The 21,623-nt window shown below is 71.1% G+C and carries 1 protein-coding gene (cut by a window edge); it reads left to right on the forward strand.

Features of this window, described 5'->3' with window-relative positions:
* Positions 1-21,623 carry the 5' portion of a DUF6349 family protein gene (locus tag AB0D08_RS06805; RefSeq protein WP_359886621.1) on the forward strand. Its footprint extends 14,287 nt past the window's final position, so the window shows 21,623 of its 35,910 coding nt (coding positions 1-21,623); it begins with the start codon at positions 1-3; its stop codon lies beyond the right edge, outside the window.

Raw genomic sequence — 21,623 nt, forward strand, 5'->3', positions numbered from 1 at the left:
ATGTACCAGACACCTGGTCAGCTCGGCGACCTGGAGAACGAGGCCGCGAGCGGTGCGATCCACCTGCGTGCCCAGACAAGCTTGGCCGACAGCGCCTGGCAGTACCGGCTCTACATCGTCGACCCCGACTCGCCCAGCGCCGGCCGCGACGAGGTGGGACGGCACGTCCTGGTCCGGGTCAACGAGGACGACACCGTCCACGAGATCGCCTCGCCCCGTCAACTGGTCCACACCGCTTCGGCCGAGAACCTGTTCGACAAGCTGGCGGAGGCTCAGCAGTACGCCGGGCTACCGCCCGTCGCCATGACGGACGACGGCGGTACCGAGCCCGCTCTCGTTGCCGCCGAACGCCGTCTCACTGCCGTCGCGCTGGCGGCCCCGCCCCCCCACCACCCCGACCCCACAGCAGCGATGGCTTCGGTGCCACCGGCCGGTGACACCCCTGACGACATCCCGATCGGCCTTGATGACATCCGCGTGGGTGACATCGTCGAACACCTCGCGGACACTGCCGAGTACCTGCAGGACGGCGAACCGATCGAAGCGCTCGTCCGCTCCAGCGACGGCCCTGAGCTCCTGGTCCAGGACCTCGACGAAGACGACGTCCCGTACCTCATCGAGCAAAGCCAAGTTGTCACGGCCCGCCGCCCCATGGCACCACCTCCGGCCGTGGCCCCCCGATTCCGCCCCCAGAGCCAGCTCGAACTTGCCCCCTCAGGCCCGCTCGCGCGGATCCGCGCAAACATCGCGGCCATCCGAGTGCTGCGCAACATCCAGGATCAGGACCGGCCGGCCACCACATCTGAACAAGAGGTGCTTGCCCGCTGGAGCTCCTGGGGCGCGGTCCCCGCAATCTTCGATCCCCGGCAGATGGACTACGCGGGCCCGCGGGCCGAGCTGAGGGGCCTCCTCACCGAGCAGGAGTGGCACGCGGCCGAGGCCACCACTCGCAACGCGCACTTCACGGACGCCGGCCTCGCCCAGCCGATCTGGAAGGCTCTCCAGGCGCTCGGTTTCCAGGACGGCAAGGTTCTCGAGCCGGGCTGCGGCAGCGGCAACTTCATCGCCTTCGCCCCCGAGGGCGCCGCCATGACCGGCGTCGAACTCGACCCGGTCACTGCGGGCATCGCCGCCGCGCTCTACCCCGATGCCGAGATCCGCTCCGAGTCCTTCGTCGACACCCGGGCCCCGGACGGCTACTTCGACGCGGCGGTCGGCAACGTCCCCTTCGACGAGATCGCCCTCCACGACCCGAACCACAACCCGCTGCGCCTGGCCACCCACAACCACTTCATCGTCAAGGCCCTCGACCTGGTGCGCCCCGGCGGGCTGGTCGCGGTGCTCACCAGCCGCTACACCCTCGACAGCACCGGGAAGACCGCGCGCCTGGAGATCGCCAGCCGCGCTGACCTGGTCGGCGCGGTCCGCCTGCCGGCCGGCGCACACCGCAAGGCCGCCGGCACCGAGGCCGTCACCGATCTGCTGATCCTGCGCCGCCGCGAGGCACCGCCCGAACTGCCCCCGGACTGGATCGGCCTCGCCCGGGTCCCCGTCGACGCCGACAACGCTGTGCTCGTCAACAGCTACTTCGCCAGGCACCCCGCCATGGTCCTGGGCCGCCACGGCCTGACCAGCGGTAGGTTCTCCGCGCAGGAGGTGACCGTCCGGCCCCGCCCTGACGAGAACCTCACCGACGCCCTCACCGAGGCCCTGGCCAGCATCACTACGCGGGCCCGCGAGAGCGGCCTGACGATGAGCGGGAACCTGGACGCCCGCCAGCGCGCCGCGGTCGAGGCGCAGGCGCAGCGGATCCAGCGTGCGCAGGAGATGTTCGGCGACGACATCCAGCGCTTCCAGGGCACCCTGATCGACCAGGGTGACGGAACGTTCCTGCAACTCGTCGGCCACGAGATCACCGAACGACAGGTGTATAAGAGCGCCGCCGAGGAACTGCGCTCCCTGCTGCGGCTGCGCGACACCTACGTGGAGCTCCTCAGCGCCGAGTCCACGGGCGACACCGAGCAGGCCACGACCCTGCGTGCCCAGCTGAACTACCACTACGACTCCCACACCGCGCTGTATGGGCCGATCAACAAGCGCGAGGCCCGGCGGGATCGCCGCACCGCCCACGGCTCGTTCCGCACCGACCCGTACGCCGCCGGCGTGTACGCCCTGGAGATCTATGACCCCGACACCGAGAGCGCCAGCAAGGACGCGATCTTCACCCGGGCGGTCACCCAACCGGTGATCGACCGGACCACGGCCGACACCCCGCAGGACGCCCTGGCCATCAGCCTCAACACCTTCGGCGAGGTCCGCCTCAGCGAGATCGCCCGACTCCTGTCGACTGACTCCCTCGAACAGGCCCGCGACGCCCTCGGCGACCTCGTCTACAACGAGCCCGGCACCCAGCGCCTGATCCACGCCCCCACCTACCTCAGCGGAAACGTCCGCCAGAAGCTCGAAGCGGCCCAAGCCGTCCTGCACATGGTCTCCGACGACCTGCGCCCCCACCACCCGCTTCAGGCCAACGTCACCGCCCTGCGGGAGGTGCTGCCCCCGGACCAGCAGCCCGGCGACATCGACGACATCCGCATCGGCGCCACCTGGATCGACCCGAAGTTCTACCAGGACTTCCTCCGGCAGCTCCTGCAGACCAAGTACCTGACCGTCACCCGCGAATCCGGCGCCGACTGGGACGTCGACGCGTCGAAGGGTGTCCGCGAATCGCGGGCCGCCACCAAGGTATACGGCACCGAAAAACGCGACGCCGTCGAGCTGTTCAAGCGGATGCTGCGCCGCTCCTCCCTGGTCGTCCACCCTCCCAAGGCCAAGGAGGAGACCAGTCCGGAGGAGATCAGGAACGGCAAGATCTGGGCGGCCAACCAGACCGAGCAGGTGGTGGCGAAGGCCGACGAGCTGGACCGGCTGTTCGGGGACTGGCTGTGGCAGGATGCCGACCGGAGCCGCGAGGTCCTGGCCAACTACAACCGGCTGTTCAACTCCCACGTGCAGTACCAGGGCGACGGCAGCCACCTGACGTTTCCCGGCATCTCGGACGCGATGCCGCCCCGGCCGCACCAGCGCGCCGGCGTCGCCCGCGCCCTGGTGGAGACCGGCGGGCCCTTCTTCGACTACGAGGTCGGCTTCGGCAAGACCCTCACCATCGCCATGACGATCATGGAGATGCGCCGCCTCGGCATGGTCCGCAAGCCGGCCATCGTGGTGAAGAACCCGACCGTCAACGGCTTCCGCAACGACTTCCTCAAGGCCTACCCCAAGGCCCGGGTCCTGGCGATCGACAGCGCCGACTTCGACAAGGACACCGCCGCCACCTACATCGCCCAGATCGCCAACGGCGACTGGGACGCGGTTATCCTGCCGCAGAGCCTCTTCAAGCGGATCCCCCTGTCCGGCCTCGGCCAGCAGCAGTACGTCGCCGACCAGACCGCCGAGTACCGGGCCCGGATCCACAAGGTCATCACCGGCAGCGACGCCGCCCTGGACCCCGCCCTCAACCCCGGCGGCGACCCGCTCACCGCCGACGCCCTCGACACCGCGGCCGCACACGCCACCGAAGGCACCCGCCCCGGAGCGGGCGTCCGCGACACCGTCAAGAAGCTCCAGGGCGACCTCAAGCGCCACACCCAGCGTGCCCAGCGCGTCCTCACCAAGACCTCCACCACCGGCATCAGCTTCGAGCAGACCGGCATCGACTTCATCGCCGTCGACGAGGTCCAGGACTACGCCAACGGCGACGTCGGCGCCAACAACAGCGAACTGGCACTCACCGTCTCCGGCCAGGCCCGCGACCTCAAGGCCAAGCTGAGGGCCCTGGCCCGGGCCCACGGTCCGAAGGTCGGCCTCGGCTCCACCGGCACACCCTTCCCCAACGCCATGTCCCAGGCGTTCGTCATGATCGACCTCTTCCGCCCGGACCTGCTCGAACAGGCCGAACTGCAAGCCTTCTCCTCCTTCCAGGCCCAGTACCTGCGCGAGACCATGGCCCCGGAGGTCTCACCCGAGGGCACCCCCCGCATCAAGGAACGCATCGGCGCGTTCATGAACGCCATGCAGTTCCACCAGCTGTGGAAGCTGGTCGCGGACGTCAAGACGAAGCGGGACGTCAACCTCCCCCGGCCCGACAGCACCAACGAGACGATCGTCGTTCCGGCCACCAACGCCGACCGCGACTTCATGGCCGACATCGCAGCCCGCGCGGAAGACGTCCGCGCAGGCGACGTCGACCCGTCCGAGGACAACCTCCTCAAGATCTCCAACGACGGCCGGATGGCCGCCATGGACCTGCGCATGGTCGGCCGACGGCCCGACGGCCCCGGCAAACTCGACGCCGCCGCCGAACGCATCGCCGCCATCCACCAACAGCACAAGGACCGCCGCTACACCAACCGCCAGGGCGATCCCAGCCCCCTGCCCGGCGCCCTGCAACTCGTCTTCGCCGACCGCGGAACCGCCTCCGACGACAACCGCAAACTCGGCAAGTTCATCGCCTACGACTACCTGCGCGACGAGCTGATCCGCCGCGGAGTCCCCGCCGAGCGCATCCGCTACGTCCAGGAGGCCAAGACCGCGGAGGAGAAGGAGCAGCTGTTCGCGGACGCCCGCAACGGCAAGGTCTCCGTGCTCATCGGCAGCACCGAGACGATGGGCGTCGGCGTCAACGTGCAGGACCGCGCCATCGCCCTGCACCACATCGACTGCCCCTGGCGGCCCAGCGACGTCACCCAGCGCGAAGGCCGGATCGTCCGCCAGTTCAACCAGCACTTCAAGCTCGGCATCCCCGTCGGCATCTACCGCTGGGTCAAGGAGGGGTCCTTCGACTCCTTTATGTGGCAAACGGTGGAGAGGAAGGCGAGGTTCACCGACCAGATCCGCACCGGCCGAGAGCTCGAAGAACAGGACCAGGCCCCCCTCGACGGCGACCTCGGCAAGGACTACCTCGAATTCGGCGAGATCAAGGCCATCGCCACCGGCAACCCCCTCCTGCTCAAGAAGATGCACGCGGACGAGGAACTGCGCCAACTCGAATCCGCCTACAGCAGCTGGAAGCGCACCAACAACCACCTGCGCAACGTCGTCGACACCGCCGACGCCACGGTCGCCGCAGCCGAGAAACGCGCCGCACTCGTCGCACGCGCCGCCGCCGCCCGCACCGACACCGCAGGACCGGCGTTCAGCCTGGAGACACCCGACGGCACCGTCCACACCAAGCGCACCGAAGCGGCCACCGCCCTGCGCACCCAGCTCGCTCTCATCCAGCGTCACTCCCAGGGGATGCGCAACAGTCGATTCGAACGCATCGCGACCCTCGGCGGCCAGGACATCCAGGCGCGCGTCGACAACTTCCACGACCACATCCAGTTCACGATCGAAGGCCTCAGCCACATCGCGCAGGCCACCTTCGTCATCGACGACGCCAGCGCCTTCCTCAGCGAGTCCAAGCCGCCGCTGGGCCTGATCGCCCGCCTCGAGAATTACATCGAGAAGCTCGACGGCCTCCACGCGATCCACCTCGCGGTCGTCGACGCGCTCAAACTCGAGGTCGACCGGGCGACCAAGCTCGTGGACCAGCCGTTCGGCAAACACGACAAACTGCTGCGCGCCCGCGCCAGCCAGGCCCAGATCGACGCGGAGATCGCCGGCCAGGCCGGCCAGGCACTCTACGACGACGACCAGACCTCCACCCCGAGCCCGACGCAGGTGCAGCCGCCCGCCGGCCCCGATCCCGCCCGGGACAGCGCCCGGGACCTGCGCGACGCGTACTTCGCGTGGTACCGCACCAAGGGCTACCGCATCCTCGACGTCGAACGCCAGGAGCAGCCCGCGCAGGCCGATCCCGAGGACGCGGCGTTCCGCCGGCTCCTCGATGTCGGCAACGAGTGGGCCGCCGAGAACCAGCGACACCTGGACGACGCGCGCGCCGGAGAGCAACCCGACTTCCGCGCCACGGCTCAGACCCAGGCACTCGTCGACGCGGCGAACGCCTACCTCGACCTGCTCCAGACCATGCCCGACGGCGAGAATATGAATCCGGACGATCTTGCTCGCGAGCTGGTCTATGCAGCACGCAACCACCTCGCCGCGTCACCTGCCCCGGACACCACCGCCGCGGCACCCCAGCCCGCCGCAACCCGCCCCAGGGTGCCCCGCTTCCCCCGCCGCAGGCCCCTCCCGGGCCAGGAGGCTGCCCAGCCGTACGCCGACCGGGCGGAGTACTGGGCCGCGGAGCAGGCCATGCTGGACACCTACCAAACCTGGGCAGACCAGTACGGGACTCATCTCGCCGACGGCAGCCCGCAGGAGCAGGCCCTCGCGAAGGCCAGCCGGCTTGCCATCACCGAGAGCGCCAGCGCCCGGCGCGCCCGCCTGCTCCAGCTGCCCAGCCAGCTCGATGTGCAGATTATCCGTGACCTGACCGACGCCGCCCGTCGTGTCGGTGACCAGTGGGACCGCGAGGCCCGGGCAAGCCGCAGCGTCTCCGCCACCTGGGACATGATGAAGGTCGCGCGTGAGCACGCCGACCGCTACCTCGCGACCATCGACAACCCCCAGGTAGAGGCCTTCCAGGCCTGGCAGGACACCCCCGAACCGAGCAGCGCCGCGGCAGAAGCATCGATGGTGCCGGACCTGGCAGCCTTCACCCACTACACGGTCACCGGCGGCGACGGCGTCCGGGGCGTGCCAGCCGACGGCACCGACCTGCGTGTGGCTATCCAGCAGCTGATCGCCGACGGTGCCACCCTGACGGAGCGCCCGAACGGGCTGACCCTGACCTGGTCCGACGGCACCCGCTACGACATCGCGCCGGCATCACCCACCCCCGCTCCGGCCCCCCAGGACCACACCGCCATCCCGGCGCCGGACCGCGTGTCCGAAGCCGAAGACCGGACCGCCTCCCCACCAGCTGTGGAGGACGCGGTCGGATCCTCGCTGCAGCGGGTCAGGAACCTCGCCGTACTCCTCGGTCACTACGGCGATGCCGGCGAAGCCGTGGCAGGGCGTGAACTGGTCCGCGCGAGCGCCGACGAACTCCGCACCGCCATCTCCCTGGTCGCGACCGGCACCCTGCAGTCCGCGGACACCGAGGCGCTGGCCGCCACCACCTCGGCGATCGACGCCGCGGCCAGCGGCGACCCCTACACGCCCGTCAACGTCTTCACCGCCTACGACACCCTTGCCGAGACCGCCGAGCGACTCGCCGAATGTGACATCCCGGCCGTCTCAGAGCTGGCTCAGCTGCTGGCCGACCGCACTCACCGTCACCTCGCCCGCCTGAACGCCACCCGCGACCCGTACGAGCTGCTCCTGGACGCCGCCAACCTCGACCCCGAGTCCTTCGCCGTCCAGGTACGCAACGACCCACTGAAGGAGAGGCCAAGCCCCTACGGTGACAGAGGCCACCACTTCTACGCCCGCTCGATCGTCTTCGAGACCTACGACCGCTGGCCCGACTCCCACACCCCGGCCGGTAGCCCTGCCGCCCAGCGGCTGCGTAGCGCGATGTGGGACCTGCGGCAGACCCCGGACACACTTCTCGGCCGGGCGATCCCCGAGTGGCTCGAGGTGGCGGGCCTCGCCCTCGAAGTGGCGGCGGACGCCGACCAGCCGGCCAGCCGCGAGATCCTGCGCAACGTCGCCCGGCATGCCTACGAGCACCAGCGCAGCCTCGCCGCCCCCCAGCTTGCCGCGGCGGCCGCAGAGCCGTTCGGCCCGGACCGGCCCTACGAGCAGGGGCGTCAGGATCTGACGGAGGTGCTGGAAAGGTGGGTGGGCACCGCGACCGCCAAGCGCCTCGCCCACCGCGACGAGGTCGCTGCCGCTGGCGGGCCTGCTGCCGTGAAGGCCCACGAGGTCGTGCGCGAGGCAGCCCACCAGGTCCTGTGGGCAACCGCCGCAGACGGCACCGTCGACGATCTGGTCCGCCAGAGCGCGAACCTCGCCCACGCGTCCTACGCCATGGCCCTGAGCCTGCCGGAGGGGGCCTACCGTGACCGCGACGACCGTAAGGTCCTCGCGCACCTGATCCGGTCCGCCTACGGGCATGCGGCGGCCACCCGCGCTTCCCAGCAGGATCCCGCCGCAGCCGCGGCGATCCTGGCAGCCCTCGCAGCGCGGGACGGCGTGCCGGCTTCCCTCCCCGGCGCGCTCGCCACCGCCGGTGCAGGGTCGCAGACAGCCGACACCCCCACCCCCGCGCCGGCCTCGGTCGCGGCTGTCATCGAGATCGAGCACCACTACCTGACGAGCACGGTGCGAGGCGTCACCGACAGCGAGGCCGACGCCGAGGTCCGCACCGCCCTGGAGCGCCACGGCTTCAAGCCCACCCCCACAGCTGGCGCCTGGGCCCTGCCCTCCCGCACGACCTTCAGCACCCGGGACAACCGGGTCCGAACCGTCACCTTCGCCCTCCAGAACCTCCAGCGCACCGTCCGGACCATCACCGACCCGCCCGCACTGCCCCTCGACGGCGACATCACCCTCCCCGACGGGCAGCCCTACACCTCCAAGCAGGACGCCACCCACGACTTCGACGAGATGTTCGGCGGCCTGTGGCGCCTGAAGGAGACACCCGCCGGCAAGAAGCTGCTCACCACCGGACTTGGGGCCAGGCCGGACGGCGAAGCCGTCTGGAAGGCCGTCGAAGACCTGCGCCAAGGGCCGGTCGGCAGCAGCCTGGACCCCTTCGTCCACCCCGCTCATGACGTCGCCGAGCGCTGCCGCCGCCTCGCCACCGCAGCCATCCAGCTGTCCCGCAACCTCGAGCGCGAGCAGTTCCGGGCACCCGTCGCACTGCCCCACCTGCGCACCCTCACCCAGTACGCCACGCTCCTGGCCTCCCGCACCACCGCGACCGCCGAGCACGACGGCGCCTGGGAGCTCGCCTTCACGGACACTGCGGCGCAGGCCGGCCAGGAGCAGGCAACCACCGATCCGGCCCCAGCCAGTCTGGCGGAGCCCGCCCAGACCGCCGGCGCTGCCGCCATCGAGAGCGACCCGCTCGTCGCCGGACCGTACAGCGCCGAGGGCCTCCAGCAGGCCACCGCCCGACTGGCCGCACTCCACCAGCAGCTTGCGGAGACCCTTCCCCGGCACGTCCGAGCCTCGTCGGAAGGCAACGGCGCTGCGGCCCAGTTCCACGCCACCTGGGAGGAAGCACACCAGGAGGCGACCGCTGACGAGCCTGACCATCCCGCCGTCATGGACGCCTACCTGCGCGCCCTCGCATCGACCACCCAGCTTGCCCAGCAGCTGGCGTCGGCGCCGACAGGCGACGATGCGGCGGGAGCGCTGGCCCAGCAGCTCCATGGCGAGACCGAGAGGCACATCGTCAGGCTCACCTTGACCATCCGCCAGGCGCACGAGGACCAGCAGCGCCGCGAAGACCGCCGTGCCCGCGACCGGGCCGCATCCCAGCCCGGCAGCACCACCGGCCATGCGGCGCCGACGTCAGCCGACAGTGGCCGCGAAGACCAGGGCGCGGCAAGCGCCACGGCGGCCGACGGCTCCCGCCAGCAAGCATCCGGCGACCTCACCCGGATGAGCATGGTCACGGCCCTGCGAGCCGCCGAAGTCCAGGTCGAGACCTTCCACCGCCCGGACGACAACACCACCAGCTACCGAGTCGACGGGGAGGAGATGTCCCTGGCCCAGGCCGGAGCCATCTTCCTCAACACCGCCGAACCCGTCCCCGGCCGGCCCGGCTTCGTCACCGCGCCGTACACCGGCGACCTGCACTCCGTCCGGGACGTTCTCTCCCTCCCCGACTACACCCCGGTCGCGCAACTGAAGCACAGCCACATGCAGCGGGGGTGGCAGGTCAAGATCGATGGCCAGCAGGTCGGCGACGTCCACATCGACATCGACCGGGCTGCGCAGGAAGCCGTCGACCAAGTCCAGCAGCGCACGGCCACCCCGGCCCCCGACGACCCGCCGACAGCCGCGTTCCTGCCGGACCGGTGGTACACCTACTCCAGCGCCGACGGCACCGTGAACGACGAGTCGGGCCGACTACTCGGCGAGCTCGTCGCCAGCACCCCGGGCGTCCAGGTCAGCCGGACCCCTGAGGGGAACGTGCTCACCTCCGGGCCCGCCGGTGAGGTGATGAGCACTCTCCTGCCCGACGAGTTGCCGGCGGTCGTCGCCGGACTCGAGGACGACGTCCGGCACCTGCTCGAGGAGGCGGTCCGGCACTTCAACGGATCCGCTGGCGACCTTGATCTGCCGGGCCGGCTGGACGTCTGGTTCGCCGAACGCGCCGGTACCGGGCCGCTGGCCACCGCCCTGGCCTCGCCGGAAGACCTGCGGGGCTTCCGCCTGGCGATGCGTCACTACTTCCACGACGTCATGGCGACGATCTCCGCCTCCGCCGCGCAGCCCGGCCCGGCGCATCCGGTCGCACCGGCCGCCGGAGCGACTGCCTCTGCGGTGCCGGCACTGAGTTCGGAGGTCGACACCAGCTCCGATGCCGCCGGACTGCAGGGCCATGCCGGCGACCTGTCGCCGGAAACTGACCAGGGTCAACCGCTCGACGAACCGGCGCCGGGCAGGGCCGGAGAAGTCATCGCCGTCGCGCTCGCCAACGGCTGGGCCGCCGAGGGTCGCTGGAACCGCGAAGGGTACTCCGACAGCTACGAGGTCAGCCTGCAGGCCCACACCGTCGCGGGATGGCGCCGCTACACCCTGACCTGGGAGCTGAGGAAGGGCAACTACAGCTACAACTCCGAACGGTCGGTCGCCGCCCATCTCAGCGGGAAGTCGGCCAAGGAGGGATTCCGGCCGAAGCTCGCGACGGTGGAGCAGGACGTCCGCCGGCTCGCCGTTCCCGCGCCCGCCGACCAGATCCCCCAGGAGGGCCCCAGCCGCGAGCAGCCCGCAACCGCGCCCGACGAGGCTGTACCGGACCGCCTGCCCACCCTGGAGGCGGACGGTGTGGTCCCGGCACCCGCCTCCGTCGAGGCCGACGCCGCCCCCGCCTCGCCAGACGACGTCGCCTTCGACCGGCCCCGCCCCGCCGAGCCGGTCTGGATCGACCACACCGGCCCCACCGCCGAACTCCACGGCGTACCCAAGCAGGGCGACGACGAAGCCCAGGCCGCCCGCCAAGCGCACCAGTTCGTGTGGGCACCCAGCCGCGAAGTCCACGTCCAGACCAGCAACACCAGCCGCTCCACCAGCCTGTACAAGACCAGCCTGTTCGTGACGGCGATGCTGGCGCGCGGCCGGACTATCGCCGTCCGCCAGAACCCGGCCACCCCGCCCGGCCCGGCCGACACCACCGCCCCCGAACTGTGGCCCGACCAACGCCAGGCCCTCCACTGCACCGACATGGCGCAGCGCAAAGCCCGCTGGTCACCCATCGACCTGCAGGTCGGCGACGAGATCCTCGCCGGATCGATCCCCTGGTGGCGCCGCGTCACCGCCGTGAACGGCGACGACATCCGCACCTTCGGCAACGAGCCGGAGGACTACGCGAACCTGTGGGCGGTGCGCCGCGCAGGCCAGGTCCTCACCATCGCCGACGCGCCCAGCGCTGACCTGGGCACCGCCCGGCCCCTGACCGGCGCCGTCGCCGACCTCACGGACGAGCAGATCCACGACGAGCTCGCGCAGTTGGACCTGCCACTGGCAGAACCCGGCCACGCCGGGTACGTGGCCGCGCGCAAGGCCGTGCTGACCGCCAGCCTGGAGCGCCGCCACACCATCCGGCGCGAGAAGGAGCGGCTGCGCGCCGAACGATCCGATCACCAGCGCACACCGGCCGGCCGCAAGAACCTCGTGCTGGACGAAGACGCACTACCGGTGGGCGCCACCACCAAGGACGGCAAGGTTTTCCTGTTCCTCGACCGAGACGGCCACCCCCGCAGCGGGCACACGACCCGCCAGGGAGCACGGAGCGCGGCCTACGACCTCGCCGACCTCACAGCTGACCGGGCCCCGGCGGGCTGGAGGCCCACAGCCTTCGACGACCTCGAACTCGGCACAGTACTGCGCCTGCCGCTCCGCCCGCCGTCCGACGAGGCCGACCGCGCGGCCCTCTGGTCCGAGCCGCTGACCATCCTCTCGATCACCCGCGACGACACGGGCGAGATCACCATCAAGGGCACCCGCGGTGCACTCACTGTCACCGAGTCCATCCTGGGACCGCTGCGCCGCCACGGGGCCATTCGGCCAGCGGAAGGCGACCTGGCGTACACGGCCGACCAGCTCGCACGCCGCGCCGCCCGCGCCTACCTCCGCGAACGACAGGGACCTCGAGCCAGCCACATCATCACCACCCGCATGACCACCCTGGTGACCACCGCGGCCACCGCCGTCAAGGCGGCACTGGAGCGGCCCCTCGGCAGCCAGCAGCTGGCCGAGCGCCTCGACGATGTGGCCGTCGCGGCGACTGCCGTCGCCGCCGCCGGGGAAACGGCTGGGGACACCGACCTGCATGCCGCGTACACCGAGCTGGCCACCGGCGCAGCCACCTGGGCGGGCCACGTGCGCGACCCCCGCACCATGCCGGACCTCCCACCCGCCGAGGCTGCGCCCCAGGCCGTTCACGAAGCTGACCCGCTGGCGTTCCCGCCCCAGTCACCGGCCAGCGCCGAAGTTGCGGCGCCAGCCGGACGATTTGCCTCCACCGGCCAGCTCGTCACCCACTTCAAGGCTGCTCCCATGGAGTGGCTCTCCGGTGACCCACTTGCGCTGATGGATCTTCGGGGCCTCGCCGACCTCGACACCTTCTCCCTCACTCCCAACGGCCAGTTCGCACTGTTCCAGGAACCTGACGACACCTGGGCGCTGCTGGCGGCCGGCAGCGGAATCGAGGCGGGCCGTGTCGACGAGTACACCTACCTGATCGGCTCCGGCCTCGGTCGAGCCATCAACGTGATGCGCGGGCTTTTGACGCGCGAGGACGCACTCGCCCTCTCCGAACGTCTGGCCGCCCTGCGCGACCACCTGGGCGAACCCATCACCTGGGACGACCCCGCGCTGCCCCGCACTCTCGGTGCCTACCGCTACGAGCTGGACCGCCTCGTCCTTGGAGAGCGAGCCGCCCATGACAAGGCCGCCGGTCACGAGGCCGCTTCCACCGCCTGCCTGGTGTGGGACCTCATCAACCCCCGCCCGGACCGGCCGCCGCTCCAGGACGAGGAGGTCTACCCGGACACCCTGCAGCGAGGCGACCGCATCTGGTTCGACGCCGACGACACCCACCTGCCGCACGAGGTCCTCAACATCCGAGAAGGCGGGCCCGCCGGACTCATCACCCTCACCATCGCCCCCCTGTCCGTCAGCGACGAGGACGGCACCATCGCGCCGGACCTGGACGACACCCACGACCGGGACCTGCCCGCCAACCTGCCGTTGGCCCGCACGACCGATCAGGACCTGCGCGCGGCGGTCGGATATTTCGACGTCCTTCCCGCACCCCAGCCAGAGCCGAGGGCCGACGAGGACATCACCGCGCGACCGACCGCAGAAGGAAACCACCTGCCGACGGGCGCGCACCAGGCAGACGCAGCCCCGCCGGAAGAAGGGGGCACCAGCCTGCAGAATCTGATCGACAAGTTCGGCGGGCGGGTCGTGGTCGGCCACATCGGGCCAGCCGGCAACCAGGCACAGGGTGCCCCGGCGGCTCCGGTCGACGGTCTGCCCGGCTTCAGCATCCGCACCCCCGTCGACAGCGGCGAGGAGCAGCACGAGCTGGTCGACCCCGACGGCGAGACCGCGGCCACGATCCGGCGCGCCCTCAGCAGCACCAGTTGGCTGGGCATCGTCGGCGAGGACGTCACCGACACCGCCGCCACGCTCCAAGGAGCCGCTCGCAACGCGGCTTACCTGTGGGCCTTCAACCATGACGTCCCCCTCGGCCCGGACCACGCCCAGCCGTACGCCACCGCCGAAGAGATGAGGGAGGGCCGCCAGCGTCTGGGTGTCCAGCGCAGCACCCTCATCGAGGCCGGCAACCGGGCCTTCGGCTTCGACTACTCCCGCCAGCCCGAACTCCGGGCGCTCGAGGCCGCCTACACCACCTGGGACTCCGCCGTCGGTCACACCGTCGGCGGTATGCGGGCGGAAGCCGACACCCTGAGCGCCTTCCTGGGCCCGGCAGCCAAGCTGCGAGAGCGGATCACGGGCGTGGCCCGCGAGATGCTCGCCTACCCGACCGCCCGCATCCTGCAGGAGGCCATGGCACACCAGGCCCGTATACGGGCGACCGCGGACTTCCTGGAGCACAGGAACCGGGAATGGAACCGGGCAGACGCGGCGCGATTCACCGACATCGGCTACGTCGACGCCGTGAGCCCGCAGATCACCTTCGGTGGCCGTGGCACGGACGGATGGATCCCGGTGACGAACGACGCCGGCTTCATCGGATCCGTGCGCCGGGCAGCGGAAGGCGAGTGGGCGGCCCGGCTCAGCGACGGTGCCCCGCTGGAAGTGCCCCCGTTCCACCGCCAGGCGGGCGCTGCCGCTGCGCTGCACGCGGCAGCAACCCAGGCGGTCGCCCTCCTCCCTGCTCGGACAGAAGGCGAGGCGGTGAGTGCAGAGCATGCCAACGGCGACCCGGGCACCGGCCATGAGTCGCCGGTACACGACGCGTCCACCGGAGCAGATGAAACCGGGCAGGAGAGCCCTGACGGTGCTGCGACCGCAGCGGCGCATTCCACCCCCGATGCCGATCCGGCAGCGGCACCGGACAGGGAGCATGAACCGGACCCGGACGCGTGGACCAACCGCATCCAGATCGTCACGGCGGGACGCGCGACCTACGTCACCGGGACCGGGCGGTCCGGCTACTGGGAAGCGGAGGCCAGGCTTCGGGAGCTGTTGAAGAAGAACAGGAACTTCGGCTTCATCGAGAGTGAGAGCCGCTGGAAGTACAAGGGACGCCGAAGCAACCTCCCGCGCGTCCTGAACGAGATCCGCGCTCACCTCACGGCCATGGACGAACGCGAAGCAGCCGCCTTCGCTGCCGCCGTCCAGGACGCAGCCACCGAGGCCGCCAAGGAGTACCCGCCCACCCCGCAGCAGCAGAAGATCATCGACGCGTGCCTCGCCGGCCAGGACGTCGCCGTCCAGGCCCTGGCCGGCACCGGCAAGACATCGACGCTCCTGATGGTCACCCGCGGCCTGCCCGACAAGCGCATCGCCTACATCGCCTTCAACCGGTCGATCGCCGACGAGGCGAAGCGCAAAATGCCGCGCAACGTCACCGCCGACACCAGCCACGCCTTCGCCCGGGCCGGCCTGAAAGGCACACCGATCGAGCGCAAGGTCGCCATCGCGCGCACTCACCCGGGAGCTCGCTGGGACAAGGACGTCGCCGAGGCCCTGGACATCACCGCGCCCCTCGTCTTCAACGGGGGAGAGGTCGACCCGGAGGACATCGCGAAGATTGCCATGCAGGCGGTCCGCCGGTACCGCGAGAGTGCTGACGACGAACTCGGGCCGCAGCACCTGGGTCCGTGGGGCCGCACGCCCGCTGCGCCCGGCCTCCTGGACGCCGCCCGCCGGGCCTGGGCCGATATCACGGACCCCGACAGCGACAAGATCGTCTTCAAGAGCGACGACTACATCAAGATGTGGGCGCTGACCAGGCCACGGCTGCCCTACGACATGATCCTTTTCGATGAGGCGCAGGACATCAACCCCGTCCTGAAGCGGATCATCCAGGACCAGCCGACGCAGACCATCGTCGTAGGTGACAGCCAGCAGTCGATCTACAGCTTCCGCGGGGCGATCGACGCCCTCAAGGATTGGCCCGCCGACATCGTGCTCCCCCTCACCCAGAGCTGGCGCTTCGGCCCCGAGGTCGCGGCCGTCGGCAACGGCTACCTGACGCTCCTGGGTGCCGACCTGGAACTGCAGGGCAACCCGGCCCTGGGCACGACGATCGGAGTGGTGGACGAACCCGACGCCATCCTGACGAGGACCAACATCGGCGCGATCGGGGCAGTCTTCGAAGGGCTCGACGCCGGCAAGCGAGTTGCCATGGTCGGCGGCGGCAGCGACCTCAACCTGATCGCCAAGGCGGCTAAGGACCTCAAGGCCGGACGCCGGACCAAGCACCCGGAACTGAGCGGGTTCGAGGACTGGGACGAGGTCCGCCAGTACGCCGAGTCCAACGAGGACGCCAAGGCGTTGCAGACCTTCGTGCGCCTCCTCGACCGCTACAGCCCCGACGACATCATCGATATGGTCCAGCAGCTGGTCCCCGAGGACGCCAAGGACCCCGAACAGCGCCCGCAGCTGACCGTCTCCACCGCCCACAAGGCCAAGGGCCGAGAGTGGGACAACGTCCGCATCGGACCCGACTTCCCCCAGCCCAAGGAGGACACCGAGACCGGAGAGATCAGCCCGCCGGGGGGCGAGGACCTGCGCCTGGCGTACGTCACCGTCACCCGCGCCAAGAAGCGGCTCGAACTCGGTTCCCTCGACTACGTCCTCCGGGTGGACGGCGTGGTACGCCGCCGCCCCTCCGGAGGCGAAAGCATCACGGCAGCACAGGATGCCGCCGATCAGCTCCACCCGGCCTCGACCAGCCCTACGCTGACGCCCCCGCAGGCGGCCACGACCACCCCGGACCTCGCCGCAGCAGTCCTGGAGCCGCACCCCGCACCGGCACGCCCGCCCGTCACCAGGCCGCAGACCACCATCACCCTCGGCGCCCCGGCGGCTGGCTGGCTCTCCGTCACCCTCACCCCCGAGGGCGCCGGACCGGCCACCCGGCCGATCACCGGGTTCCGGGCCGGCGACCTGCCCGGGGCAGCGCTGCCGCTGCCGCTGACGGTGGTGGTGCCCGACCTGGTCCGGCCCGAACGCCGGATCGGGTACCTGGTGGAGCGCGACGAGGTGACCGCCTGGCTCGACACAGTCCTCGCCGACAGCCCGCTCGCGCCGGCGTGGAGCGGCGGCCCGCTGGGTACAGCGCTCGCCACCGCGGTCGCGGAGGCGGTGAACGACACCCTAGGGCCGCCCGCCGACGACCTGGTGGCGTGGGTCGTCGACCACGTCGCGCAGGATCCCGGCCTGCTGCAGCACGTCGAAGCGGGCCATCTGGAGCAGTTCGCCGAGGCTCTTGCCGACGCAGTCGACGAAACGCTCATGGACAGCGCGACCGAGCACCAGCTCTGGGCATACCTCCGCGACGGTGTGAGCGAGGACGTCCTCGCCCGCGCCATTCCGCAGGCATACGAACACCTCCGGACAGCGGCCCTGCAACCCGCCGACATGGTGCTCGGCACCGCCCAACCTGCCACCGACGACCCCGCCGAAGTCCCGCACACGCCACCCGCAGACAAGGTGACGCCCGAGGCGACGACGCAACAGCTGGCGGTAGAGCTGCAGACCTCCCTGGACACGGAGCCGGATAGCACTCTGCTCGAAACGCCGGCGCAGGACCCGGACGGCCCACCTCCTGCGCTCGGGGACCTCGCCCCGCCCCGCGGCGTGGTGTCCTCGCACTGGAACCCATCGCAAGAGGGTCAGGTCCCGAACGTCGCAGCCCAGCGCGTGCTCGCAGCAGGCGGAGACCCCACCCGCACCGCCGAGTACCTGCGGATGCTGGACATCGCCGTGCGGCTCGAGCCCCTCGCCCAGTTCGACGCCAACCGCCAGCACCTGCGAGACGAATACCTTGGCCAGGTCAACGCCCCCTGGGTGTGGGCCCGGCAGGCCACGGCCCTGCGAGGCGACGTCGAACGGCTCGGCAAACTCGCCCTGGTCGACTACCTCACACGGATCAACCAGGCAGGCTTCGACCCGCAATCGCTGAAGGACGCCTTCTTCGGCGACCCGCAGGGACCGGAAGAGCGCCGGGCGGGCATCGCCGACGAGACCCGTCATCATGCCCGGCTGCGCGAGGTGTTCACCGAGCGCCTGACCGCCGCGCGGGCCGAGGCCCAGAAGGACGGAACCGACCCCGACGCAGTCGTGGACTTCCTGCGCCGCACGGCCGGCATGGACCCCGATCACGACGGCGCCGATCCGCACTGGCTCGTGACCGTTCTGGACGCGGCACGCGAGAAGGCATACCTGGGCTACGCCCGGGCCCATCTGAGCGAGGACGCACCGGAGCTCGCAGACCACCTGCGCCGTGACGCTGAGCTCAACACCCGCATCCACGCCGCACCGCCGATCTCGCTTCCCGACCAGACCCGCTGGGTCGCCGCCACCGACGTGGAACCCGGCACGGTCATCCGTAGGTACCGCGACGGCAACTGGGACGATCCGCAGCTGGTCGAGGCCAACCACCCCCACAGTGTTGACGTCACATTGGTCCGGGGGGAAGGCGGATCCTACGGCGGTGACTGGGGCCGACACTCCCACGTCGCGGTCATCGACGCCGGCCCGGACATCACGGCCGCCAAGCGCAAGGTCCGCACGCACACGTATCTTCGTGAGAAGCTCGAGCGCAACCGCGCGGCCTGGCATGAGCGCCGCCAGGCCCGGCCCGCCGATGACTCCGCGACCTCGCCCGTCACCTACGGGGAGGGGCTGCTCCGCGAGAAGCACCGCCGGATCGCGACCCGCGCCGTGCTGGCGCTCGCGGCCCAGCGCTCCGGGCCGGGGCTGGCCGGGACCGGTGAGCCCTGGGCGCCGATGCGCTGCACCCCCGCCGATCTCGTGAAGGGCAACTGGTTCCTCAGCGTCGGCAGCACCCCCCGGGCGTACCAGGTCGACGCGAGCGGCCTCAGTAGAAATCTGCGTCAGGTCATCGACCCGGCCGTCGGCCCGGACCTCTACCTGGGCCCGGCCCAGGAGATCACCGCGCTGGTGCCGGCCCAGGACCTCGTCCTTCCCGGCGAGAACCTCCCGGGGACCGAAGACTCCGCCGAACGTGGTGCCCGACGGCTGGCTGCCGCGTCGAGCACCGACGGGCTGCTGCTCGACGATCACGGGCACCGGCTCGTCGACCTGGACCGGGACGGCGGCACGGGCCGTGTCGTCGACTCGAACGGCCGCACCCGTGGCTGGATCCGCGCGCGCAGGCACCGCGGTGTGCGCCAGTGGTGGGCGCAGGACGCACGCGGTGGCGCCCCCGCGGCCGACCGGTGGACCGACCCGGTGGGCGCCGCAGTCTGGACGGCGTGGCACACCACCAGGCCGCTGCCCGAGCAGGTAACGGGCCGCGCCACCCCCGCACTGACAGCCGAGCAACTGCAGCAGGTCGCTCCACTGGTCGTCGCCTGGCGCACCAGCGACGATCCCGGACTTGCCGAGGCCACTACTGCGTGGTCGCGTAACGCCGCCGCAGGCCGCCCGCTGTCCCACGCAGGACTGCCCGTCACCAGCGCCCAGCTGCACATACTCGCCGACGCCGCTCACAAGGCGGCGCGCGCGGACGGGCCGGCAACCGGCCCGAACGAGGTGCTGACGCAGGCGTCCCGGGCCCTGCGCGCCGAAGCGCAGTCCCTCGACGCCGCCTTCGCGCCCCTGCCACCGCTACAGGAGCCCGACCCGCTCGCGGAAGTTCCCGCCACAGCGCCCCTCCACGGCGCCGCCAGCACCGACGGGCAGCCGAAGGAAGTCCTCGCCCACCAACTGGCGATCGGCGACTTCGTGCGCGCGCCCTACCTCACAGCCGGCGAGACCGCATGGGCCCAAGGGCGGCTCACCAGCTACTCGACAACGACGGTCCGCGCGCACGAGGGAGCCGTCACCGGGCACCGGCTCTGGATCGAGGACCCCGACGGTCTGGACATTCCGTTCGTGCCCTTCGGCACCCGGGTGCAGATCCTCACCGAGGAACAACTCGCCCAGGGCGCGGGCGCTCCCGCCCGACCGGAGGCTCCCCTCGCTCCGGAACGCCCGACCGACCCGACCCCGGCGGGCTGGCAGGCCGTCGACGAGGTGCCGGAGCGCCTGTTCGCCGGCGACATGGTCCGCATCCGCCGCGGCGACGGCAAGGCCGCCCGGTACGAGAACGTCACCGTCCAGGACGGTCCCGACCACAGCAACTGGTACGACACCGTGAGACCGCACCTGCGCTTCTCGATCCGAGAGGTCGTGGCAGTGCCGGAAGCGGACACCTGGACGCCGCCGCCCACCGAACAGGTCCTCCCCGGACTCGAACTCAACCCCACGAACCCCCTCGACAGGACCCCTCCAACGGCGATTGCCGCACCTGCGGTCGCGACAGCCGGGCCAGCCCCAGCCCCGGCGCCGCAGCTCAGCAGGCCGGAGACGACCGAACCTGCCACCCCGGCGTCCCCCGGCAAGGTGCTGCCCATCTCCGAGGCCGAGGACGACAACCCGGCCGCCCGCCCGCTCCTTTCGCCCGCGCTCGCCGGAGCCCGCACAGACCAGCGCAGCGGCCCCGTCCCGGCCCCGCCGGCGGAGGAGGACTTCACGGCCGGCACCGCGCCCCACCGCGCCTGGGCCGCGGGCGACCCCGCGTACTTCCGCACCGCCAACGGGTCGCTGGCCCGCGGGGAGTTCCAGAGCGTCCAGTGGCCGTACTACGTCCTGGCCGACCGCGACGGGACCCCGCACCAGGTCGGTGTGCGGGACGTCTGGTACCGGGACGACGAACCGCTTATCGCGCCGGTGTGGGCCGAGGCCGTCCCCGACGGCTACGGACCTGCCCCGGCCTCCGACCTCGCCATCGGCGACGTCGTACTCACCGTCGAGCACCGCAAGGGGACCACCGAGCTCGGGATCCCCCGCATCGTCACGAGCCTGGACCTGGGACCTGACGGGCTGTTCCACCTCCATCTTTCCAACCTCGGTACCAGCACCAACGGCCGCTTTATCAGCCTTGCCCCCCGTGAGATGGTCCCGACGGCCCACGACGCGGGCATCGCCGCCCGGGCCTCCGCCCGGATGAAACAGCCCGACATACAGGAAGGCCTTGCCATCGGAAGGCGCAGTGCGGCCCGCAACGCCGACACGGTTGCCAAGGCGGCAGCAGACGTTGCCGCCGGGCGGATCCCGGCTTTCCTCAAGCCGTTCCAGGCCCGGGGCGGCTGGGTGCCCGGCGACACCGTCGAGACCTACACCCGCGACGGCGTCCACATCCCGTACGGCCACGTCACCATGGCCGAGCACGCCCGTGCCTGGTGGGTCCGCGACCCCGAAGGGCACGACCACCTCGTGACGCAGGGGCGGATCCGAGCCACCGCCACCCAAGGCCCCGTCCCGGCACCGGTCTGGGCCGCGCAACTGCCCGACACCAGCCGGATCCTTCACGCCGACCAACTGCAGCCAGGCCAGATCGCCCGCGAGATCCGCCCCCACCACTCCGGGACCAAGCTGTTCGGCCGGCCCTTCCTCGTGGCGGGCACCGGACCCGAACGGCTCGGCTCGACCCAGCTACGCCTCTACACCTGGCTCCCCGAGGACGACCGTGCGTCCTCTCTCGCAGGCTGGGACCGGGGCGGCATCCACCCCCTCACCGAGTACGTCGTCGACGAGGGCCCACAGGAGCAGGACCTGGCCGCACGCCTTCTTGCCGACGCCCGGGTTCAGGCACACCAGCAGGCAGCGGCGGAGCGGGCGGAACTGATCCGGGCCAGTGTAGGCGGCAGCGCGATCGCCCTGGCAGACCCCGACACCACCGGTGACCCCGCTCCCGAGGGATGGCAGGCGGTCGTCGGCGACCACCTCGA

It is taken from the genome of Kitasatospora sp. NPDC048540 (assembly GCF_040651175.1).
Classification (GTDB): Bacteria; Actinomycetota; Actinomycetes; order Streptomycetales; family Streptomycetaceae; genus Kitasatospora.